General features: G+C 42.3%; 24 protein-coding genes. 13 read left to right on the top strand and 11 right to left on the bottom strand.

The genetic code is table 11. The annotated features are described in order from the left end of the window. Positions 1-44: 44 nt before the first annotated feature. From ACQKL6_RS19990 to ACQKL6_RS19970, 5 genes are all read left to right on the top strand, one after another. Complete coding sequence (locus tag ACQKL6_RS19990) at positions 45-197, top strand: YpzG family protein (RefSeq protein ID WP_402871217.1); 153 nt, start codon at positions 45-47, stop codon at positions 195-197. Positions 198-460: 263 nt separating this feature from the next. Then, positions 461-835, top strand: a complete 375-nt coding sequence (locus ACQKL6_RS19985) for a nucleotide excision repair endonuclease (protein ID WP_402871219.1) — start codon at positions 461-463, stop codon at positions 833-835. A gap of 191 nt (positions 836-1026) precedes the next feature. Next, on the top strand, positions 1027-2274 hold the full coding sequence (locus ACQKL6_RS19980; protein ID WP_427651792.1) for a flavin-dependent oxidoreductase: 1248 nt from the start codon (positions 1027-1029) through the stop codon (positions 2272-2274). An 11-nt stretch (positions 2275-2285) separates the two neighbouring features. After that, positions 2286-2582: a Dabb family protein gene (locus tag ACQKL6_RS19975; RefSeq protein ID WP_407407039.1), complete on the top strand. Its 297-nt coding sequence runs from the start codon at positions 2286-2288 to the stop codon at positions 2580-2582. Positions 2583-2664: 82 nt separating this feature from the next. Further along, positions 2665-4011, top strand: coding sequence for an MFS transporter (locus ACQKL6_RS19970; RefSeq protein ID WP_427651791.1), 1347 nt, complete (start codon positions 2665-2667; stop codon positions 4009-4011). Between the two features lie 157 nt (positions 4012-4168). Here the strand turns inward: ACQKL6_RS19970 and ACQKL6_RS19965 are convergent, their stop codons facing one another. Continuing rightward, positions 4169-5428: an amidohydrolase family protein gene (locus ACQKL6_RS19965; protein ID WP_427651790.1), complete on the bottom strand. Its 1260-nt coding sequence runs from the start codon at positions 5426-5428 to the stop codon at positions 4169-4171. 214 nt (positions 5429-5642) lie between these two features. Here ACQKL6_RS19965 and ACQKL6_RS19960 point away from each other — a divergent pair, with 214 nt between their 5' ends. The 5 genes from ACQKL6_RS19960 to ACQKL6_RS19940 all read left to right on the top strand — a co-directional run bounded on the left by ACQKL6_RS19960 (position 5643) and on the right by ACQKL6_RS19940 (position 9492). After that, a complete protein-coding gene (locus ACQKL6_RS19960) occupies positions 5643-7334 on the top strand; it encodes a methyl-accepting chemotaxis protein (protein WP_427651789.1) in 1692 nt (563 codons plus the stop codon). A 223-nt stretch (positions 7335-7557) separates the two neighbouring features. After that, complete coding sequence (rpmG, locus tag ACQKL6_RS19955) at positions 7558-7707, top strand: 50S ribosomal protein L33 (protein WP_427651788.1); 150 nt, start codon at positions 7558-7560, stop codon at positions 7705-7707. 45 nt (positions 7708-7752) lie between these two features. Further along, a complete protein-coding gene (gene rpsN, locus ACQKL6_RS19950) occupies positions 7753-8022 on the top strand; it encodes a 30S ribosomal protein S14 (RefSeq protein WP_402871237.1) in 270 nt (89 codons plus the stop codon). A gap of 308 nt (positions 8023-8330) precedes the next feature. Next, complete coding sequence (locus ACQKL6_RS19945; protein WP_402871239.1) at positions 8331-8684, top strand: hypothetical protein; 354 nt, start codon at positions 8331-8333, stop codon at positions 8682-8684. Positions 8685-8805: 121 nt separating this feature from the next. Next, positions 8806-9492 carry a hypothetical protein gene (locus tag ACQKL6_RS19940; protein WP_427651787.1) on the top strand — a complete coding sequence of 229 codons (687 nt, stop codon included), beginning with the start codon at positions 8806-8808 and terminating at the stop codon, positions 9490-9492. A gap of 60 nt (positions 9493-9552) precedes the next feature. Here ACQKL6_RS19940 and ACQKL6_RS19935 read toward each other — a convergent pair whose 3' ends face one another. The 3 genes from ACQKL6_RS19935 to ACQKL6_RS19925 form a co-directional block, all read right to left on the bottom strand. After that, positions 9553-9933 (bottom strand): VOC family protein, encoded by a 381-nt coding sequence (locus ACQKL6_RS19935; protein WP_427651800.1) that lies wholly within the window; start codon positions 9931-9933, stop codon positions 9553-9555. A 166-nt stretch (positions 9934-10099) separates the two neighbouring features. Continuing rightward, a complete protein-coding gene (locus ACQKL6_RS19930; protein ID WP_402871244.1) occupies positions 10100-10798 on the bottom strand; it encodes a DUF3600 domain-containing protein in 699 nt (232 codons plus the stop codon). After that, the gene (locus ACQKL6_RS19925; protein ID WP_427651786.1) at positions 10798-11373 is read right to left on the bottom strand and encodes a sigma-70 family RNA polymerase sigma factor; all 576 of its coding nucleotides are present in this window, start codon (positions 11371-11373) and stop codon (positions 10798-10800) included. Before ACQKL6_RS19925 ends, ACQKL6_RS19930 begins: the two co-directional genes overlap by 1 nt. Positions 11374-11584: 211 nt before the next feature. Here ACQKL6_RS19925 and ACQKL6_RS19920 point away from each other — a divergent pair, with 211 nt between their 5' ends. Continuing rightward, positions 11585-11854 (top strand): DUF1292 domain-containing protein, encoded by a 270-nt coding sequence (locus ACQKL6_RS19920; protein ID WP_402871248.1) that lies wholly within the window; start codon positions 11585-11587, stop codon positions 11852-11854. Positions 11855-12168: 314 nt separating this feature from the next. After that, the gene (locus tag ACQKL6_RS19915) at positions 12169-13635 is read left to right on the top strand and encodes a PAS domain-containing sensor histidine kinase (protein WP_402871251.1); all 1467 of its coding nucleotides are present in this window, start codon (positions 12169-12171) and stop codon (positions 13633-13635) included. Between the two features lie 32 nt (positions 13636-13667). Here the strand turns inward: ACQKL6_RS19915 and ACQKL6_RS19910 are convergent, their stop codons facing one another. Then, complete coding sequence (locus ACQKL6_RS19910) at positions 13668-14660, bottom strand: NADPH:quinone oxidoreductase family protein (protein ID WP_427651784.1); 993 nt, start codon at positions 14658-14660, stop codon at positions 13668-13670. A 160-nt stretch (positions 14661-14820) separates the two neighbouring features. Here ACQKL6_RS19910 and ACQKL6_RS19905 point away from each other — a divergent pair, with 160 nt between their 5' ends. After that, on the top strand, positions 14821-15261 hold the full coding sequence (locus ACQKL6_RS19905; protein WP_251540275.1) for a peptidylprolyl isomerase: 441 nt from the start codon (positions 14821-14823) through the stop codon (positions 15259-15261). 39 nt (positions 15262-15300) lie between these two features. Here ACQKL6_RS19905 and ACQKL6_RS19900 read toward each other — a convergent pair whose 3' ends face one another. The 6 genes from ACQKL6_RS19900 to ACQKL6_RS19875 all read right to left on the bottom strand — a co-directional run bounded on the left by ACQKL6_RS19900 (position 15301) and on the right by ACQKL6_RS19875 (position 20934). Continuing rightward, a complete protein-coding gene (locus tag ACQKL6_RS19900; RefSeq protein WP_427651782.1) occupies positions 15301-15522 on the bottom strand; it encodes a hypothetical protein in 222 nt (73 codons plus the stop codon). 3 nt (positions 15523-15525) lie between these two features. Next, a complete protein-coding gene (locus ACQKL6_RS19895) occupies positions 15526-16731 on the bottom strand; it encodes a Ger(x)C family spore germination protein (protein WP_402954188.1) in 1206 nt (401 codons plus the stop codon). Then, positions 16728-18233 carry a spore germination protein gene (locus ACQKL6_RS19890; RefSeq protein ID WP_427651781.1) on the bottom strand — a complete coding sequence of 502 codons (1506 nt, stop codon included), beginning with the start codon at positions 18231-18233 and terminating at the stop codon, positions 16728-16730. The genes ACQKL6_RS19895 and ACQKL6_RS19890 overlap by 4 nt, the downstream gene beginning before the upstream one ends. Positions 18234-18258: 25 nt before the next feature. Continuing rightward, entirely contained in the window at positions 18259-19389 is a 1131-nt protein-coding gene (locus tag ACQKL6_RS19885; RefSeq protein WP_402954184.1) for a GerAB/ArcD/ProY family transporter, read from the bottom strand. Positions 19390-19502: 113 nt separating this feature from the next. Then, positions 19503-20444: an oxidoreductase gene (locus ACQKL6_RS19880; RefSeq protein WP_427651780.1), complete on the bottom strand. Its 942-nt coding sequence runs from the start codon at positions 20442-20444 to the stop codon at positions 19503-19505. 124 nt (positions 20445-20568) lie between these two features. Continuing rightward, the gene (locus ACQKL6_RS19875; protein WP_402871266.1) at positions 20569-20934 is read right to left on the bottom strand and encodes a hypothetical protein; all 366 of its coding nucleotides are present in this window, start codon (positions 20932-20934) and stop codon (positions 20569-20571) included. Positions 20935-21092: the final 158 nt, after the last annotated feature.

The raw sequence follows: 21092 nt of genomic DNA, 5'->3' as shown, positions 1-21092 counted from the left end.
TTTGAAAAGAAATATCCCAATCTTTTACGATGAGGTGATACAACATGAGTTATAAAGATCAATTAGATCCACATTCTCAAAAGTTTCACCATAATTGGACAAGACCTAAGCGTTCGAAGTCTCAAGTAAATGGCCATACGGAAGTATCGCAAACGAACATTATACTAAGAAGCAATGCGAAGGCCCACAGGTGGTAACGGATATTTCTGATCATGGAGAAGGAGACTCGTAACGGGTCTTCTTCTTTTCCTTCCTTAAAAAAATACAAGGGTCCATTGCCTGTTCATGCCATGGCTTTTCCGCCAAAATTATGATACCATCTACTTTTAAGGACATGGTAGAGCAAGTGTTGGAAAGAGCTTGAACAAGCCCATTATATTCCACTAGAACATAGTGTGATTTATCAATATAACTATTTCCAGCACTCACATACATATACAAATAGAGGACGTGACTTTTGATGATTAATATTAAAATCCCAGCAGCGGATATCAGCATTAAACAAAGAAAACAAGTGATTGAGGGCGATGAAGCCATCATCCCGGAAATCTTCGGATTCATTGATTTCCATTTGATTCCCCGTGATAAGGGCGGCATCATCATGTTTTATAATGAGAAGGACGAGTTGATCTTTGTCGGAAAGGCACGTAAATTAAGACAAAGAGTCAAAAAGCATTTCGAGGATAATGTTTCACCGATTAAAGAACATCGTAATGAAGTGAAAAAAATTGAGGTTATCATCGTAGAAGATGCGATGGAACGTGAAATCTATGAAACGTACATCATCAATACACTTCATGCTAAATACAACATTGATAAAGTATTTTATAAATAATAGGAGAGCTGATTGCATGCGCAATCAGCTTTTTTATGCGTAGAAGCAGATTTACAGGTAAGACTTCCTTATGATCCTATGAAATTTTATTGCATAATCCCAGAATTTATATTGCTAAACTGGAGTTTTGTGACATAATTAGAATAATTAAAATATTTGAATAACTTATCAGGTCATTTGGAGGGGTTTCTGTGTCAAAAGTGAATACGGCAATTATTGCTGGTGGGGGCATCGGCGGGCTTGTTACTGCCCTTAAACTTCACCGCGTTGGTGTATCAGTGCAAGTTTTTGAAAGTGTACAAACGATAAAAGCATTGGGAGTGGGCATCAATCTTCTTCCACATGCTGTACGGGTCCTTACGGAGCTTGGCTTAGGGGAAGAACTTCAGAAGATTGGACTGCCTACGGCCGAGTTGAGCTTTTTCAATAAATACGGTCAACAAATTTGGCAGGAACCGAGGGGGCTGAATGCGGGATATCGTTGGCCGCAATATTCCATCCATCGTGGAAGTCTTCTTATGCTGCTACTAAAAGCGGTCAAGGAAGAGTTGGGGGAAGACTCGGTCATAACCGGTCACCATCTATCTTCATTCCAACTGTTCGATGATTGCGTGGAAGCTCAATTTGTGAATAAAAAAACAGGGGAAAATCTAGGGGCATATAAAGCAGACATCATGATTGCAGCAGATGGCATCCATTCCACAGTTCGAAAATTCTATTATCCGAATGAAGGTGACCCTAAATTCAGTGGCCGGATTTTATGGCGTGGCATCACAGAATCGTCATCTTTTTTAACCGAGAAGACAATGATCATGGCTGGCTATCAAGACCAGAAATTCGTTGCTTATCCTGTCGATCCTTTGGCAGAGAGTGGTCGTTCGCTTATGAACTGGATTGCGGAGTTGACGATTGAAGGGGATGCGCCTTCCCGAAGTGATTGGAATCGGAAAGTAGAGAAGGAAGTCTTTGCCCAAGCTTTCGCCGATTGGGATTTTGGATGGTTGAATGTACCTAAATTAATAGAGGAAACGGAGTCCGTTTTCGAATTCCCAATGGTCGATCGCGATCCTCTTCCACGCTGGTCCTTTGGCAGAATCACGTTGCTTGGTGATGCCGCACATCCGATGTACCCAATTGGTTCCAATGGAGCTTCCCAGGCGATACTGGATGCGGATGCGTTAGGGGAAGCCATTTTAAGTGGAGTACATGCAGAAGCGGCTTTATGTGCTTATGAAGAATCACGTCTTGAGAAGACGGCGGCCATCGTGCTGGCCAATCGTCAGAATGGACCGGAAGAGGTCATGCAGATTGTCGAGGACCGGGCTCCAGGGGGATTCGATCATTTACATGATGTCATATCACAACAGGAACTAGAGGATATTGCCAATAAATATAAACAAATTGCCGGTTTTGACCGTCATGTTTTAAATAGCAGATAAGGGTGAGCAGAATGGTTGAACATATTGTTTTGGTTAAGTTAAGTGAAGATGTAACAGATGATCAAGTGGATGAATTGATTTCTAGGACTCTGGCTCTAAAAGATGTTATACCAGGTTTACTGGATATCCAGCAAGGAAGGAATTTTGCGGGGCGCAGTCAAGGGTACGAGATAGGCATGACTGCCAGATTTGAGGACAGGACGGCACTTGAAGGATACTTGCCGCATCCATCCCATCAAGCGATTCTTGCCTATTTAGAAGAGATTGGACTTGAAGATTTAATTGTGGTCGACTTTGATACTAATTGATTAAAGGTGCGTGTCATACGCATCTGTCTGTTCTTTGGCTTTTGTGCTTCAACGTACTAAATAAGGGGAAGAAGGTGTAGGATTGAGGACAGTCCATGCTGGTGAAACGATAGATAAAAGTCGTTTTAACCTGTTTCATTTACTATTAATTTTTTGGGGTTTTTTCATTATCCTGGTCGACGGTTATGATGTGGTCATCTATGGTTCAATCGTTCCTTCATTGATTGAGGAGTGGTCCATATCATCGGTGACAGCGGGAGCAATCGGCAGTTATACGGTAATGGGTACGGTGGTCGGAGCGGTCTTTTTTGGCTACTTGGCCGATAAGGTCGGACGTAAGAAAATCATCTTATTTTGTACGGCTCTCTTCAGTCTTTTTACTGCTTTATCCGGGGTGGCTGGTGGACCAGTCTTGTTCACCGTTTTTCGTGTCATTTCAGGAATCGGACTGGGAGGCGTGATGCCGAACGTGATTGCCCTGACAACGGAGTACGCACCGAAAAAGATTCGGAGTGCGATGATTTCCTTTGTATTCTGTGGGTATTCAGTCGGAGCGATTGCAGCCGCCCTAGCCAGCCGTGCCATACTCCCGGAATTTGGATGGAGGCCGATTTTCTGGATTGCGGGTTTGCCGCTATTGATCCTACCCTTTATAGCTAAAGCGATTCCAGAGTCGGCGGTCTTCCTATTGGAAAAAGGGAAAAACGAGGAAGTAAAGCAGATTCTTAAGAAAGTCAATCCAGAGTTAAGTTTGAATGGGGAGACAAGACTCGAAAGAACGGAAGCACCTGAACAAGGTTCAACCATTGTGAAATTATTTGAGAAAAAACGAGGGTTCAGTACAATCATGTTTTGGATTTCCTGTTTCAGCTGCTTTGTCCTGATATATTCGATGAACACGTGGCTGCCGAAATTGATGATCCAGGCAGGGTATAGTTTAAGTTCTAGTTTGCTATTTGTTGCGATGATGAATGTCGGTGCGATCGTCGGAACGATTGCGTTCGGTCCGCTTACGGATAAACTAGGCTTCAAAAAAGTCATGATTCCCCTGTATGTATGTGGAGCCATTGCCCTTGCAAGCATCGGTCTTACACAAAATGCGGTGCTTGCCTATATATTGATTGGTTTCATCGGTGCATCGTCGGTCGGGGTGCAGAATATAAGCAACGCGATGGTATCACAATATTATCCACCTTCCATGCGCTCCAGTGGCGTGGGGGCATCGATGGCGTTCGGTCGCCTAGGTGGGATTTTTGCACCAACTTTTGTAGGCATCCTCTTAACGATGAACCTGCCAGCTCAAATGAACTTTTCCTTGATTGCAATCGCTGCGGTAGTAGGAGCGATCGCCATTGCTTTCGTTCAGGAAAAACATGCACATTATAGCATGGCCGGAGAAGGTCAACCCGAGGAGAAGCGGGCCGTTTAAATCATGAGACAAGGGGCTGTCTAATAAGTCCTTATTCCATTGAATTCCGCAAAAACAAAGAGGCAGAAATGTTGTTAAATCAACGTTTCTGCCTTTTACTATTTATTCAATTACGGGGTAATTACACCTTTTGGGACAGCCCCTGTGTCATTGAAACCTATTCAACAACCTGATGATAGACTTTCGTCAGGATCTTTTTATATGCCCGGTTCATTTCTTCCTCATCCACGTGTGTAAGGGTGCGATTGAACATGATCCATTCCCCGTTGACCATTACATGATGAATGGACGGTTCGCTCGTTTCAAGTAAAAGATTATGCACAGTCGTGGAAAACTCGTCTGTATCGACCTCTGGAATAAGGGGGTTCTTTTTTATGAAGACAAGATCTGCATGAAATCCATCCTTGATTCTTCCACTCATGTTCTGATGATAGGCGGACGCGCCATTTTGCGTTGCCATTTGCCAGATGTTCTCCGCTGTGAACGGATGTGTCGGGGACATCGTTTTGAGTAGATAATAGGCGATTTTCATATTTTCCCATAAATCGGTACTGGCATAATCAGATCCCATGCAAACATTCACCCCTTTTTCAAGCATGCTGGATACGGGGGCTATACCTGCTCCAGTGCTTAGGTTCGAGACGGGACAATGGACGACAGAGGAACCTGCCTCAGCTAGTAAATCGATATCTATTTCATTCAAGTGAACGCCATGGAAAAAAATCGTCTTGTTATCGAGTAGCCCTTGCTCTTTATATAACTCGATGGATGACTTTCCGTATTGAGAATAAATCAGGTCCCTTCTCCATTGGTTTTCCATCCCATGCGTGGTATAGAGGGAATCAAAGTCCTTTTTACTAGAAACACAGAGAGCAAGGGTTTCATCCGTGATATCCTCTTCTTCTAACAAATGCGTACCAAAGTTGACCTGCCCACTTTGCAGATCATGATATTCCGGAATCTTCTCATAGGTATCGACAAAACCTTTCATTCCAATGCGGTTGATGGTTTCGGCAATCGCATCCGGCCAATTACTTGGCTCTGATTCACTGACGAACGTGATTCCCTTCTTCACCATATCTGCGTAAGCCTTCATACAAATCGTTTCATATTCCCTTCTGGTCAGTGCATCGATTTTCTCAAAATATCCGGATTGAAGGTGTCCTTGTTTGCTGTCATTACACCACTCTTCAATTTTCATATCCCTTTGAAGTCCTTGGGCAGTTAATGAATAACCATGAAAATGAGCATTGTATAATCCAGGTATTAGTATATATCCTTCACAATCCATTTCTTCGACAGAAGCATTCCCTTCAGAGAGAGAAGGATTTGTGACGATTTTCCCTTCATGTATTAACAGATTTCCCCTTGAAATGGCATACTCTTCATTCAAATATGTTGCGTTTTTTAATAACATGCATTCCCCTGCCCTCTTAAATGATAGTGTTTAACAAATAATATTTATTTTACCACCATGTTCCATTTAATTTTTCCTTTTCTTAACCGATAAAAGAAAAGGAAACTATTACTCCTTGGGAACATATTTACCGTCCACTTTAATTGTGGGCTTTTTATATGAAAAGGGATAGATAAGCGTGACCATTACAAAAGAAATAGAGGGGTAAAAAAGAATGAAATTATCCATAAAGAATAAGTTACTACTAAGCTTTTTTCTTGTCTCCATCATTTTTGGAGTTTCAGCTTTCATTTCTTATCACAGTATGAAAGATATGAACAAGAAGTATGATTATATTCTTGATAATATCTCCGAGGTTCAATCAATCACTCAAAGTATCCAGACGGATGCAGCACGTCAGGTAACGTATTTAAGAGGATATCTATTATATGAAACACCTGATATGAAAGAGAAAATGTATGAATCGAATGAAAACATCAATGAATTAATAAAAGAAGCGAGAGGTTTGTCGCACTCAGATAAAATGACCAAAGAGCTCGATGGAATCAAAGCATCAAATGACGAATGGATTGAGGAGAGTCGTAAATCTGTAGAAGCGGTACGAGCCGATCCTGAAAAAGCCAAGTCCCTAGCCCGGGATAATGTGGTTCCCATCAGTACCAAAATGGTTGAGCAAACGAATTCATTCTATACATGGATCAAAGACGACATCATGGTGCAAAAGGTGAAAGAGGTTCAGGATAAATCTAAGTCCGCAACTAAGAAGATTATCATTCTAAGCCTGATAGCTTTCGTGCTTGCGATGGCTGATGGATTATTGATTTCAAACGTTATTTCCAAACCAATCGAGAAGTTGAGTAAAATGGCTAACCGGGTCGCTGAAGGAGATTTGAATATAGAAAAAATCGAGGTAAGAACCCGCGATGAGGTTTATGTGTTAAATCAATCTTTTGAAAAGATGACCCAAAATCTGCATCAGACGATTACGGCCATCTCCTCCAATACGAATAAAGTTACATCATCGGCTGAGCAATTAAGTGTCAGTTCTGAACAATCGAAATTGGCAGCAGAAACAATCGCTCTTTCGATACAGGAAATCTCCGGGGCTTCTGAAAGTTCAACAAGGCAACTGGAAATTAGTCTCGGTTCACTGAATGAAGTGAGCCAGGGTGTGGAACGGATTACCGAAAGTACGGCTAGCATGTCAGAGCTTTCAAAAGAAACCGAGAAACAGGCAGAAGAGGGCAGCCACTATGTCGAGGAGAACTTGAAGCAAATGAGATTCATCCATGAATCGGTTAACCAATCGAATCAGGTTATCGATTCTTTATCGGAACGTTCTAATCAAATCGGGAATATTATCGATGTAATTACGGGCATTGCCGGACAGACGAATCTATTGGCATTAAATGCAGCAATCGAAGCGGCAAGGGCGGGCGAACATGGTAAGGGATTCGCCGTGGTGGCCGATGAAGTGAAGAAACTGGCTGAACAATCTCAGAACTCTACCAAGTTGATCACGGATTTAATCATGGGAATGCAAGACGACACAAGGAATTCTGTTACGATCATGAAAGACGTGATGGATAATGCGGAACAGGGCGTGAAGGTTTCAGTGGAAACATCGAATAAATTCGCCCAGATCCTTCAAAGTACGAGAGACATTACTCCGAAAATCGAGGAAATCACGGCTTCCATTCAACAAATTTCAGTCAGTGTAGATGAAGTATCGGAAACGTCGAATAAATTAACGGCACACGCACAGGAAAATGCGGCCAATTCAGAAGAAGTGGCGGCTTCAACGGAAGAACAACTGGCATCGATGGAAGAAATCAATTCATCCGTGCATTCATTGACCTCTATGGCAGATGAGCTAAAGCAAGTGGTTCGTAAATTCCAGATTTAAAGATGTATTTTTAGAAAAAAGCAGGCTTCCTGACATTGTCGGGAAGCCTGCTTTTTCTTTATGTAGATAGTTGATGTTGAGTAGGGAACCAAGGGGAAATCGAAAAAGCTTACGAAAAAACTTGCAAATAGTAATCATTACGTTTTATTATATAAAGGTAAACATCATAAACCATAATCATGACGATTAAGGATATTTATAAAACATTTAGGAGGGAACAAACATGAGAGTAAACATTACCTTGGCATGTACAGAGACGGGAGAGCGGAATTATATAACGACGAAAAATAAGCGAAACCATCCTGATCGAATCGAACTGAAAAAGTACTGCCCGCGCTTAAAGAAACACACGCTTCACCGTGAAACAAAGTAATCCGGGTACAATATAAACACTATTATAGAAGGAGAGATAACTAAGGTGGCAAAAAAGTCAAAGATAGCAAAGGCAAAAAAACAGCTGGAAACAGTAGAAAAGTATGCAGAGGTTCGACAGGAACTTAAAGTGAAAGGAGATTATGCAGCATTGGCCAAGCTCCCAAGGGATGCCTCACCAACACGTATTCACAATCGGTGTGGAGTTACGGGAAGACCACGTGGATATATGCGGAAGTTCAACATGTCCAGGATCGTTTTCCGTGATCTTGCACATATTGGGCAAATCGCGGGCATCAAAAAGGCAAGCTGGTAATCTAAGATAGAATGAAAAAGGTGATCACTGGGCATTTACAGCCGGAATCACCTTCTTCTAGCATTTGATACTCTCCTATTCAAACCCCCGATAATCTGTTTGAGTTCCTTTCACGGTCGTTCCTGCGGAAACTTGCATGTTCTTCGCTCATAACCTTTATCATCATTCGAAAATTTTACCAGGTTAATCTAAAAAATAAAATAGTTTTACAGGATATATGTACTAGATTAAGAGAATGTCATTATTGTATTCCCTTTTCATCCGATACTTCATATAATTGAAGAATCTTACCGGAAGAAGGATGGAATATGCATATTTTTTGGACGATTTATTTAGGGATTTTAGGAACGGTGGCGATTGCTTTCTTGCTTAAAGGCCTTCGTACCCCCTCTTTAATAGTGGATTTCATCATTTCAGTTATTACGTGGATCGGACTATTTGGATTTGTGACGAATACAGCCATACTCACGCCTCTTATATGGAAATTCGTGTTTGTAGGTGGTTTGCTGTGGGATGTACTTTTCAGTTATATCGGAAAGCATGATGATGGAGAAGCAGCAATGGAGGATATTTCAGGACGTGCGAAAAGTATCCTCATTGGAGTCACATTACTCATTACCCTCGGACCGTTATATTACGGGTTATACCAATATGCATTCTAAAGGAAAGGGCCAATCGGGTTCTTTTTTTTTGATTGGTTTCCATATTTTTAAAATGTGGTATGTTATTAAATGACAATAAGTAGTGACATTGAACTATTAAATGGATCTGGGGGCTATTAATATGGGTTTTCTAAAAAGTGCCGGTGAAGGTGCGGGATGGTTAGTTGGCGGTGTGACTGGCGGCATTATTAAGGGAGTTGGAGAATTAACGGGATCTAAGTTCATCCAAGAGGTTGGCGATGGTGTTAAGAATTCCACGGAGTTCACGGGTAAGCAAGTAGGGAATGTGGCTGAGGGAGTCTGGAATCTTGGAAGTGGACTAGTATCGAAAGATGATGGGAGGGTGGATCAAGGGTTCAAGGATCTAGGTGACGGTGTAGGGAATACAGCGAAAGCAGTGGGACAAGGTATTAAGGCTACGGTGGGGAATGTTGGAGATGTAGCCGGAGGACTTAGGGATGGGGACGAAACACGTTGGAAAGAAGGATTACGCAATGTGGGGAAAACAGTCGCCGTTGGTGCGTTGGGGGTATCCATTTTGGATATGGCGGACGTTATTGATGTAAATGGGAATGAAGGCGGATTGGGTGGTTCGGATCTTGCACTGAAAAATGGGTCAGATGGAGCATATATAATAGAAGAAAATCATCAAGAACATGGTGTGGAACCTCATTGGCGGACATTGGAAAGTGGAGAGAGAATTTGGGTTGATGGTGATGGGGACAGTAGTATCAATCAATCCGTGGAAGAAGGCGGAGGTTGGAACCAGAGCAATCCTGATTACCGGATACCTGTAGACGAAGCTTGATACCTATTTATTAAATGGACTCATTAAAAAAGCAGAAGCTGATCGCTCTGCTTTTTGTTTTCATCTCTGAAAGAACTCGATCCATTCTTTCTCTGGTCCGTATATGTAGAAATAGCGATAGCCGTTTGGCAAGGTGACGATTTCTTCATCAATCAATTCAACATTCTCAAGGCTTTGGATCCGCGCATATTCTTCTTCGATATCATCCACGGTAATGGCAAAGTGATGAATCGTTGCTTCTGATGGCAACGTGTCACTATATCCTTGAATCAATTCAATTTCGGTTTCATCTGAACCCTCATACCCAAGGAAGGCAAGCTGAATGACACCATTCGTATGAGGTACACGCGCTTTCAATTTTAAATCCAACACTTCTTGATAAAAGGAGATGGATGTTTCTAGATTTCTTACAACGATGCCGATATGATCGACTTTCTTCATAGTCAAAGGGGATTCCTCCTTCTTGTTGTTAATAAGCAATACTATTATATATGATTAGGTATAAAAATACAGTAAAATAGACTAAATTATCTGATTTTTAATAAAGATAGTACTTAGGTTGGCGTAAAAATAAAAAGACAACCTTTACAGATTATCTATCAAGTATTCAAAAGGCTTGTTCGTTCAATTGTTTCTCGTTAACGTAGTCCATGAAGTCTAATGCTTCTTGAAAGTCTGCTTGGAGAGTAGAAGGTAAGCTTTCGGCGTTAGTAGGTACGTCTGCATCGGTTTCGCTCTTCACTGTGATTTTTTCATAAGTCATAAGGGCTTCGATATACGTTTCATATTCCTCGCTCGATAATAGCTCCTCGCTGGATACCTGTCCGTTCAGTTTATCAAAATAAGGCTGTAGATCCATTAAAATGATTTTCAGTTCTTCAGCTTTACTTGCAGGTATCGTGTCGTAGTCTATATTCCCGTTAGAATTGCCATATTCCAATTTAGCCGCGGTTAAAACTTGCAGGTTTTCTTTAAATTGTACATATTCTTCTTTTCCCAAATCCCCTTTAGCTTGTGATAGTTTTGCGTCCAAAAGGAAGTACCCCTCCATGGTAGCGTTGGCTACATGCTTTTTTAGATAATCGAAAGACCCGTACAACTCATCTGCCAAGTAGGTTTGATAGGCGAAAGCGCTCGTCGGGAGTAATAATGAGGCAATAAGAATTCCTGTAACTAGGTGTTTTTTTCTTTTTCCACGATAGGTAGTCAGTTTATTAATTACTTTCACTTTTAGTTCAGGAGGAGCATTCAAGCCCGTACTTTCTTCTTGTAGTGATTCCCTTAATTGAGACTGAAAGTTCTTCATTATACATTCCTCACTTTCTCTAAGGATAAAAGGCTCTCTTTCCCGTGAGCATTCAATTTTTTTAAAGAAGCATGGATTCGTGATTTTACGGTCCCGATTGGGATATCTAATATTCGGGCCACTTCTTCTTGAGAATAATCATTTAAGTACCGGAGAATCACGACCTGTTTGAGCTTGTAGGGCAACTGGTTCACCAAATCTACGAGATGCCGATTGGAGATTTTTTCTACGATATCATTGGAAAAATCGGGTATTGCGACTTGCTTTGTTTCTTCTACTTTCTTGGAAATCCGAAGACGCATCCACCTTTTCCGTCGGTATGTCTGAATTGTTTTGACGACAATTCCCGTCAACCATGGTTTAAAAGGTCTCTCACGATCATATTTACGAAGAGACTTATAAATCTGTATGTAGACATCCTGAACAACATCGTCTACTTCTGATTTTTCATCTATAAGAAAATGGACGTTTTTATAGACGGTTTGGATGGTCCTTTCATATAAGTCATTGTATGCTTGTGTCTCTCCATTTAAAAAACGGTTGATGGTATTTAACAAGTCGGTTTGGTCACACATTCACTTACCTCCTTCCGTTTTATACTTTATATTGGTGAGTATTCTATATTTCGTTCGAAAATTCATAGGGTTTTTTTTCCACTTTAATGGATTATCTATTGAAAAGGAAAAGAATTGCCCTTTTTTAAAGCAAAAATTTGTTTCTGTATGGAATAGTAGATATACTATGGAAACAAACCCATTTTAAATGGACTTGAGAGGAGAGATTATGATGGGAAGTATTCGCGAAGGTGAAGTGTTTACCCTTACTGACGACAGTGATCAAGAGCACGAGGTTGAAGTTCTGGGAACATTGGATGTTGAAGGAACGGAATATGTAGCTGTAGGTTTGCTAGAAGACATTGAAGAAGACACAGAGGAAGATATCGATATTTTCTTTTTCAGAGTTGAAGGCGAAGGAGAGTTAAATGATATCGAAACGGACGAGGAGTTCGAAAAGGTATCATCTGCTTTCGAAGCGGCTTTTGATCCACAAGATTGATGACTAGAAAAGACGGCACATCTACGTGTCGTCTTTTCTTATGTATATCGTGTTAAATTATTGTGCGTATACCATGATAGTGGTTACATGCTATCCAATCTTAATAAGTTACATGCTTCTATGAACCGATAGTTGGAGAATGTAAATATAATACATTTAAAGGGAAGAGCTAAATCTGCATGACTGATTTAGCTTCTTTTTATTGGGTTTTCACTACATTGATAGTGAAAACTACTATAAAATACTGGTAAATGATTTACTGTTACTGTAAAATTGAGTAAGTGAATTTTCGGAATTGGAAAGGAATAAATCTGTTGAAAAAGCTAATTAATGATAGACAAGGGCAAGTGGAAGAAAAAGTAGATGATATCACAAAGCAGCTTCAATCTTTCATGGAACAAAGTGCGGATGCCATTTCCATCGTTGATCTAGATGGTAAAACCCTACAAGTTAATGCTGCCTTTGAGGAGTTTTTTGGCTGGATGAATGACGAGGTATTTGGTAAGCCTTTTCCAATCATCCCTGATTTCCTGAAGGAATCTGTTGACGAGTTGCATAATAGGGTCAAGTCGGGGGAACAAGAGAAGGGCTTCGAAACGGTCAGACAAAGAAAAGATGGCCAGCTAATTGATGTGAGCATCACCCTTTTTACGATCAGGAATAACGAAGATGAACCGACGGCATTGGCGTTCGTATACAGGGACATTACGAATCAAAAGTTGGCTGAAATAGCGTTGAGGGAGAGCGAAGAACGGTATCGCAACCTGATCGAGGTGTCACCTGAAGCAATCTTTGTGCATCGTAATGGAATCATTGAGTATATGAATCCCGAAGGTGCCAGAATGCTGGGCTTGTCTGTGGAAGAAATTATGGGGAAGTCCGTTTTTCAGTTCGTGCATCCCGATTCTCAAGACACGGTCGGCAAGCGAATAGAAGTGATGAGAGATGAGGGGAAGACGGTCGAGTTACTGGAGCAAAAGTTCAGGCGCTTTAATGGTGAAGTATTTTATGGTGAAACCATCGCCCTTCCGATTATTTATAAGGGACGACCGGCCATTCAGGTTTTCTGTAGAGATATTACCGAACGTAAGAAGACAGAAGAATTATTATGCAAGACGAATATGCTTTCTGCGGTCGGTCAGATGGCGGCGGGCATTGCCCATGAGATAAGGAATCCACTAACTGCCATCAAGGGATTTTTGCAATTAATGGGTGAAACGCCTGACAAGCAGGAATACCTTGACCTGTCAGTGAAGGAAGTGGACAAGATTGAACGGTTGGCTAAAGAGTTTTTATGTCTTGCCAATCCCCAATTGCAAACATGTGAACATACCCGGATACCTGCCATTTTAGATAGTGTCATAACGTTGGCCAAGCTTCAGGCGAATCTGAACGATGTCGAAATAACGATGGAAACTAAAGTCGACGATTCAACAGTATTTGGTGAACCTAATCTATTAAAGCAAGTGTTTACTAATGTAGTGAATAATGCGATTGAAGCCATGGAAAATGGCGGGAAACTTCATATCCAGTTGGATGAATATGATCCAGGGAACCTGGTCATCCGCTTCATTGATTCGGGTAGTGGGATGACAGAGGAACGAATGAAGCATTTAGGTGAGCCTTTTTATAGCACAACGGAAAAAGGGACCGGCCTGGGGCTAATGGTGAGTACAAAAATTATTCATGAGCATCAAGGGCAAATTAAATTTAGTAGCGAGGTCGGCAAAGGAACCACCGTCGATATCATCCTCCCTATTCAAAGGCACATTAAAAGGTGACGAGAGCCAGAGCTAACGTCACCTTTTGTTTTTTATAATTTGACGATTGTCCGTCCCCTTGCTTGACCTTTCAGTAAGGTAGGCAGGACATCGGGAAGTTCCTGCAAGGAAATTTCCTGTTGAATGAGCTGTTCTACATGATCCAACTTAAAGTCGGTTGCTAGGCGTTTCCAAACTTTCAGCCTCGTATCCATAGGGCAATTCACTGAATCGATGCCAAGCAAGCTGACGCCTCTCAAAATGAATGGGAAGACAGTCGAAGGCAGGTTTGTCCCTCCGGTTAATCCACTGACCGCCACCGATCCACCATATTTAACTTGGCTCAGGACAGAGGCCAATGTTTCTCCACCGACTGGGTCAACGGCACCAATCCATTTTTGCTTGCCAAGTGGACGAAGCGTGCCATCATAGACATCTTCACGGGATAAAATCTTCGTAGCGCCCAGTTCCTTTATGTACGCGTGTTCTGATTTTTTCCCGGTGCTCGCTTCTACCGAATAGCCGAGCTTGGAAAGAATCGAGACGGCAAAACTGCCGACGCCTCCAGTGGCTCCTGTGACGAGAACATTTCCGTCCTCTTGCTTGAGTCCATTTTCTTCTAGACGCATGATGGAAAGTGCAGCGGTGAAACCGGCAGTTCCGATAACCATGGCTTCTTTCAATGTTAGGCCTTCAGGGAGCGGGACAACCCACTCTGCTGGAATACGGGCGAACTCACTGTAGCCCCCGAAGTGTGAAACGCCAATCCCGTAGGAGGTGGCAATCACTTCAGCTCCTTCTTTGAAACGGGAATCCTTAGATGAAACGACAACACCTGCCAAATCGATGCCTGGGACAATCGGATAGCGGCCAACGATGTTTCCGTTAGGGATCGTCGCTAGGCTGTCTTTATAGTTCACGCCAGAATAATGCACGCGGATGAGCACTTCACCTTCTGGAAGATCGCTGAGTGAAAGTTGCTGAATGGTTAAGGAAAAGTCATCTTCTTGTTTGTTTACGAATAAGGCATCAAATTGTTGGGTCATTGTTTTTTCCTCCTTTTTTAGTGAATATTCCCTATTATAAGAGAAGAAACGCACGCTGTATAATAATTGAATCTGAAAACACAGCGCTTTCTTTTCTTTCTCTTGCTAAAAATGGTACTATTAAGACTGATTCAGTTCATTTTAAAGGAGATGTTTTATAATGGCTAAAAAAGGATACATATTGATGGAAAACGGAGAGAAAATCGAATTTGATCTTTTCCCTAATGAAGCACCAAACACAGTAGCTAACTTTGAGAACCTGGCAAACACAGGCTTTTACAATGGTGTAGTCTTTCACCGTGTCATCCCTGGCTTCGTAAGCCAAGGTGGAGATCCAACAGGTACAGGTGCAGGCGGAAGCGGCACACAAATCAAATGTGAAACAGCTGGAAACCCACACAAGCATGAAGCAGGCAGCTTGTCCATGGCGCATGCCGGAAAAGATACGGGCTCAAGCCAATTCTTTATCGTTCATGAACCACAACCGCATCTAAACGGTGTTCATACTGTATTCGGTAAAGTAACATCAGGTCTAGAAACGGCTAAAGCAATGAAAAATGGCGACAAAATGGAGAAAGTAGAAGTTTTTGACGCTGAATAATAAATGAAGAAAGAGGGGGCCTAGGCTCCCTCTTTTTCGTTATAATAGCTTTTTTAGTGGACTAAACAGGATGTTGAATATTTGTGTAGGTCCCGGCATTTCCGGAAAGAGTATGAGAAGGATTGCCAGAACCCATCCGATGGCCAGTAAAAGGACCACCGTTTTTTTCTCTCTTTTATGGGAGCGGTCGATTTTAGGATAGTTGAAAAGAAAAAGGAGGAAGAGTAAGACAGTCACTCCCAATATAGCGGCCATTTTCAAATCCTACTCACCTCTCTTTATCGTTCCTAATGTTTTCGTCATCAAACCTGGTTCTTGTACTTTCAAATGGATATCCATGTTTATTGTGACTTGTGGGAAGACATACTTCCAATGGTCTTTTACCTTTTCCCACTCTTCTGGATACTTTTGATGAAAGGATTCAGCAATACCGAAGGCATCCGTCCCCATGCCATCCCTCACCTCGGTAATGGCAGCCTCTATATCTCGTTCCATTTCATGCTGTAAATAGGTCTCAATCTGCTTCGAACTAGATTCCTCCATGATATCCAGATTGCTGCCGTTTTGAACCAGTAAACCGTCTACGTTCACATCAACCGTTACACTCCACTTTCCGTTTTCAATCTTGGGAATCAGCTTTGTCGATTGCCGAAGTGGGTGCACCGAGATTTTCCTTCCGTCAGGGGTCGATGTGGTTATCGCTCCCAATTTATTTTGATTCCGGATCCATAGCAAACCTTGCGTGACATCTTCTTTAATCGATCCTACCATTTTATCCTCTTTGAAAATAGCGACACCAGAAAACGTGGTAATGGTCTCTGTTGCCTTTTCTGGTTGATCAGGCTTGGATATTTCAAGAAGTGGGAGTATGCCGCCCTTGGAATCACTGATGGTCATCAGCTGGAAATCCTTGACTGTGATCGGTTTTTTTATATACAATTCCGATGATTTTTGTAAAACATCCCCCATATAACTTTCTAGAGCGGGGACCAATTCGAGTATCTCGGAAGCCGGCCCCTTGCTGATAAATAAGTCGCCACGTGCCCGGGGTTGAGGATGGCGATTGATGAAATCAATCTGATCATTCAAATGACCTTTAAGGGCAAATTTTTCTCCGAAAATAAAGGCATCACAGTGGCCCCAGAAAATCTGGCGAGAAAATAACTTTTGCAGGTTCACCATGGCATCCGCCATATTTTCCCCTGTTGCCGATTTAACGAGGACAAGGCTTTCGACTCCACCCGTCCCAGGACCGGCTCCTTGCTGTTGACTGCTGGCGGCCCGGGGAATGAAAACCTGGATGGTAACTTTCACTTTATCTTCTTCTGTAATATCTATCCCCGCTGCCATGACCAAGGCCATATTGGAAAGTTCTTTACTACCCCAACAGCCAGATAGGGTACAAGTGAAAAAGCAAAGCATGGTCACTGTAATGGCTTTTTTGATTGGCTTGGAAAGAATGGTATTCATGCTTTGGAGTCCTTTCCTCTCATCCTAAGGTTTTTCTGATTGGGGTGGTTGTCTTCATTAAAAAATCTCCTCCGCTTCTGTAAAGATTGCCAAGGTGCCCGGAATAGTGCGTCTTGCCATGAACCATTCTTCAAAGGAGGTAGGTAAGGTACCCCAATGGAGGTCAACTTGCATAGATGAATGACGATAGTGATGATCCCAAGCATCAGCCCGAATAATCCCAGTGTCCCGGCAAGGAGGATAATGGGGAAGCGTAATAATCGTAAGGCGATACCCTGCGAATAGCGAGGCACTAAAAAGGAGGCGATCCCTGTAAGAGAAACGACGATGACCATCGGAGCGGAAACGATTCCGGCTTGAACCGCGGCCTGTCCGATAACTAGCCCCCCGACGATGCTGACGGCTGCACCGATTTGTTTAGGAAGCCGGAGTCCTGCTTCCCTTAGAGCCTCGAAGGTGACCTCCATCATGATTGCTTCCACGAATGCCGGAAATGGTATGGCTTCCCGTGATGAGGCAATGGTAATTAACAGGGTGGTCGGAATCATTTCCTGGTGAAAAGTCAGGATGGCGACATACAAGGACGGGAGGGTAACCGAGAAAAAAATAAATAGGTAGCGTAATAGTCGTACAGAAGAACCGATTAAAAAGCCAAAATAATAATCTTCCGGTGACTGGATAAAAGAATAGAAACTGACCGGGGCGATTAAAACGAAAGGTGTCCCATCGACTAGGATGACGATACGTCCTTCCAGCAAATTGGCAGCCACAACATCGGGTCTTTCCGTTGTTAGCAATTGTGGAAAAGGCGAATATGGATTGTCCTTGATGGATCCCTCGATATATCCTGTTTCCAGAACACCATCCAATTCAATCTCGTTGATCCTGGTTTTCAATGTCTCCAATACTTGTTTATCAGCCTTACCCTCTATATAGGCAATGACAACCTCCGTTTTTGTATAACTCCCCACTTTTACTTTTTCCATTTTAAGCGTGGGGGAGCTGATTTTTCTGCGAATGAGAGATGTGTTGGTTTGTATGGATTCGATGAATCCTTCGCGGGGACCACGAACCACACTTTCAGCTTCGGGGTCCTCAATCGGGCGCTTATCAACTTTCACAAGGCCCAGTGCCAGGGCATAATCCATTTTTTGTACCAAGAGAATCGAGTAGCCGGTAGAAAGATAGGTGATGCAATCGGCAAACGTACGAATTTCTTTTGTATCAAGAACTTGAAGCCTTTCTTTCACGGCTTCATGGATGTCAGAAAATGAGAGGGACCCTTCCATCAGCGTATTCATCACATTATTTTCAATTTGTTTCGTATCGGATAGTCCTTCCATATAAAGGAGGGCGGCATCCGTATGTCCCCCAATGCAAAAGGTCCGAAAAACCACATCGTAACAATTGGAATAAGTCGCTTGTAAATAGGAAAGGTTTTTGGGAAGATCCTTAAATAGCGGCAAGTCCTGCTTTATTTTCTCTTGTTCGGATTGGTTCATGACATGGCCTACTCCTTTCTACAGGCTAGTTTTTAGTTAGGGATGAAGAGCCATTCGGAACTTCTTTCTTCTGGTATAAACGTCTTTTCAATTTAGCTATTACTAATAGCAGGACCGGGAGCAGTGTCAACATGAAGGGAAGCAAAAAAGGAAAGACGGTTCTAGTGAACTCGGTCTGACCCTGTAAGTTGTAAAACTCCCAAAAACCAAATAATGTAACCAGGAATCCTAACGGTAGAATAAGCGGTTTATAGCTAGGAAGATTCAGGCACTGAGCTGTACCCACAACTAGGATATAGAAGAACACCGTGAGCTTGATGTATGCCCCAAGCATCCATCCTGGTATGATTGCCGCTTCAAGGTGCTCAAAGAAATTCATGAAACTGATGTAGCGAATCGCCTTGAATACGGGAAATGTGTAGTAGCTCGTGAGATCACCGAAAAGGAACAAGGCAGTTAGATTCAAACAAATAAGGCTCAGCATAATGGCGATGATGGAGATGATGATCCATTTCATCCCCTGCTTTCGATCCCTAAGGAATGGTAGAAGTACCGCAATGATAAAGACTTCACTGAACCAAGCCTGTGGAACAGCGGCGCCTAATAGTGGCGGCTTTAGACCATTTTCCAATATCGGATAAATCCTGGTCGTATCGTAGTCCTGAAAAAGAATCAACATAATGAATGGAATCGGGATGATGAATATGGGAATGAAAAGAGATGAAGCACGTCCCAGCACCGATACACCGCCAGAAACCGCGAAGGCAGACACCAAGACCAGGCTACCCATGATGACGACCCTTGGCGTTTCCGGCAAAAAAGTAATGATGATGAAATCGGCATACTCCCTTAAAATGAAGCCCGACATGTAAAGGAAAAAGAAAACATACAAACAAGTCAGGGCCTTTGAAGGAAACTTGCCTATAATATGCCGGCTGTATTCGAATATCGTTTCATTCGGGTACATCTTATGTAATTGGTATAGGATATAAGCTGTGAAAAAACCATTCAATGAGCCAATGATCGGAGATATCCACATATCTCGCCCCGCATATGAATGGGATATGTTTGGCACGGTCAAAATGGCTGTAGCAAAGATGGTTGGATAAATAATCAGTGCCAATTGATAGGAAGTAATTTTTCCGTTTTCAAGCATGCTTGTCCCTCATTAATTTTTTTTATAGTATCTCTCTTAAAAGGGAAATTACGCATCTTTCATGAAAAAGGACGAAAAAAAAGAACAGCTGGTTCCTGTTCTATAGAGAAGCATCATGATCGGTTTATATTGGCAAAAGTAAAGGGATACTGAACACTTGTCATGGATTCTGAAGTCTCCCATAATTTTTCTGAAGTGTCTTTGTCATATAGAGAATCGATGATGGGATCTTTTTTAGGGAAGCCCTTTCTTCCCTTTTTTCCATCTGGGCCAATATATTCCCCACCTCTTAAGGTAGGTTCCGTTGCTGCATAAAGCGTGGGAAGGGCACCCATATTGGCGGGCTGGGTGAAGGTCTTGGACAAATAGTGGACAAACTTATTCAGGGGCTTGCCAGATCCGCGCGACATGAGGTTTGTATGGGAAAGTCCAGGGTGGCAGGCGACACTGATCGAGTTTGCTTGGTGCTGTTCGAACTTGTTTTGCAATTCCCGGGAAAAGAGAAGGTTGGCAAGTTTGCTTTGGGCATAATACCTCATTGGTTTATATTGATCCTTCCCATCCAAGTGATCGAAGTTTATGGTCCCGTTATTGGCGGCTAAACTGCTTAATGTGACGACCCGTGATTTTGGCGTCGAAAGGATTTTGGGAAGCAATAGGCCTGTCAAGGCAAAATGCCCAAGGTGATTGCTTCCGAATTGTAGCTCGAACCCATCCTTCGTTTGACTATAAGGGGGAATCATGACCCCTGCATTGTTGATTAGAATGGATAAGGAATCGTAGTTCTCCAAGAATGAATCACTAAACTGATGAATGCTCCTCAAATCACTTAAATCGAGTGGCATCACGGAGACATTTGCCTTAGGATGGGCAGACGTGATTCGATCCACCGCCTTTTCCCCTTTCGAAGCATTCCGGACAGCAAGAATGACTTCTGCTCCTTTCCCCGCTAATACAAAAGCCGTTTCAAAACCAAGGCCGCTATTCGCCCCTGTAATCACAACTGTTTTCCCCTTTACATCTGCCATTTGGTCGCCATTCCACTTTTCATTCATACCATCGACTCCTTTCCTGCTCATTCTCTCTCTATCATATACCCATATTATTCCTATATGTCTCGTTTTAAGAGGAATAAAAAGTAAAAAGTGGCCCTTTTTTATAAAGGGCCACTCAAGACGTTCAATCTGGCAAGAGGGTATTAGGAATCTTAATGGGACTGGACAGTTTAGAATGATCACGATAGGAACGATAGGAGATGATATCGTGATTTTTGATGTGGACATCCAACTGGAGGATGTGGGCATTTTTCATTTCCAAATGGTAGGTCGCTCCTTCTTTCTTTAGAGAATAAAAGGTATAGGTCTTCCCTAAAAGGTCCTTGTCGATTCGATTCGTCTCCGGTTGGTTTTGAATATAAAGAGCGAGCTCCATAATTGTGATGGAGGTTCCTCCCGTAAGTTCTATTATCTTTTCCTTCATATAATCTACAGCATGACTCAGAGAGGCCTGTGCTTTCCCAGCAAGTTTTTTTACCTTATCATCCATGAAGTCTTCTCCTTTGTATTGGGTCATACATGTAGTATGGGGCACATAGCTTAGGCTTTATACAAAAAAGGGGCTGTCTAATAAGTCCCTAAAATAAAACAGGTGGAGAAAAACGAGTTGTTTTTCTCCACCTGTTTTTCTATTTCTATAATAATTTA

The organism is Peribacillus sp. NPDC097197, assembly GCF_050278025.1.
GTDB lineage: Bacteria > Bacillota > Bacilli > Bacillales > DSM-1321 > Peribacillus.
Note: the sequence above shows the minus strand (reverse complement) of the source record. Positions and strands in the feature narration are given on the sequence as shown.

Bases quoted from the DNA above. Each gene is read 5' to 3' on its own strand.
- ACQKL6_RS19920 (WP_402871248.1), top strand. From the start codon at position 11,585: ATGGGAAGTATTCGCGAAGGTGAAGTGTTTACCCTTACTGACGACAGT.
- rpmG (WP_427651788.1), top strand. From the start codon at position 7,558: ATGAGAGTAAACATTACCTTGGCATGTACAGAGACGGGAGAGCGGAAT.
- ACQKL6_RS19985 (WP_402871219.1), top strand. From the start codon at position 461: ATGATTAATATTAAAATCCCAGCAGCGGATATCAGCATTAAACAAAGA.
- ACQKL6_RS19885 (WP_402954184.1), bottom strand. From the start codon at position 19,389: ATGCTTGAAAACGGAAAAATTACTTCCTATCAATTGGCACTGATTATT.
- ACQKL6_RS19905 (WP_251540275.1), top strand. From the start codon at position 14,821: ATGGCTAAAAAAGGATACATATTGATGGAAAACGGAGAGAAAATCGAA.
- ACQKL6_RS19965 (WP_427651790.1), bottom strand. From the start codon at position 5,428: ATGTTATTAAAAAACGCAACATATTTGAATGAAGAGTATGCCATTTCA.
- ACQKL6_RS19880 (WP_427651780.1), bottom strand. From the start codon at position 20,444: ATGAATGAAAAGTGGAATGGCGACCAAATGGCAGATGTAAAGGGGAAA.
- ACQKL6_RS19990 (WP_402871217.1), top strand. From the start codon at position 45: ATGAGTTATAAAGATCAATTAGATCCACATTCTCAAAAGTTTCACCAT.
- ACQKL6_RS19930 (WP_402871244.1), bottom strand. From the start codon at position 10,798: ATGAAGAACTTTCAGTCTCAATTAAGGGAATCACTACAAGAAGAAAGT.
- ACQKL6_RS19895 (WP_402954188.1), bottom strand. From the start codon at position 16,731: ATGAATACCATTCTTTCCAAGCCAATCAAAAAAGCCATTACAGTGACC.
- ACQKL6_RS19935 (WP_427651800.1), bottom strand. From the start codon at position 9,933: ATGAAGAAAGTCGATCATATCGGCATCGTTGTAAGAAATCTAGAAACA.
- ACQKL6_RS19910 (WP_427651784.1), bottom strand. From the start codon at position 14,660: ATGACCCAACAATTTGATGCCTTATTCGTAAACAAACAAGAAGATGAC.
- ACQKL6_RS19960 (WP_427651789.1), top strand. From the start codon at position 5,643: ATGAAATTATCCATAAAGAATAAGTTACTACTAAGCTTTTTTCTTGTC.
- ACQKL6_RS19890 (WP_427651781.1), bottom strand. From the start codon at position 18,233: ATGAACCAATCCGAACAAGAGAAAATAAAGCAGGACTTGCCGCTATTT.
- ACQKL6_RS19925 (WP_427651786.1), bottom strand. From the start codon at position 11,373: ATGTGTGACCAAACCGACTTGTTAAATACCATCAACCGTTTTTTAAAT.
- ACQKL6_RS19975 (WP_407407039.1), top strand. From the start codon at position 2,286: ATGGTTGAACATATTGTTTTGGTTAAGTTAAGTGAAGATGTAACAGAT.
- ACQKL6_RS19940 (WP_427651787.1), top strand. From the start codon at position 8,806: ATGGGTTTTCTAAAAAGTGCCGGTGAAGGTGCGGGATGGTTAGTTGGC.
- ACQKL6_RS19945 (WP_402871239.1), top strand. From the start codon at position 8,331: ATGCATATTTTTTGGACGATTTATTTAGGGATTTTAGGAACGGTGGCG.
- ACQKL6_RS19875 (WP_402871266.1), bottom strand. From the start codon at position 20,934: ATGGATGATAAGGTAAAAAAACTTGCTGGGAAAGCACAGGCCTCTCTG.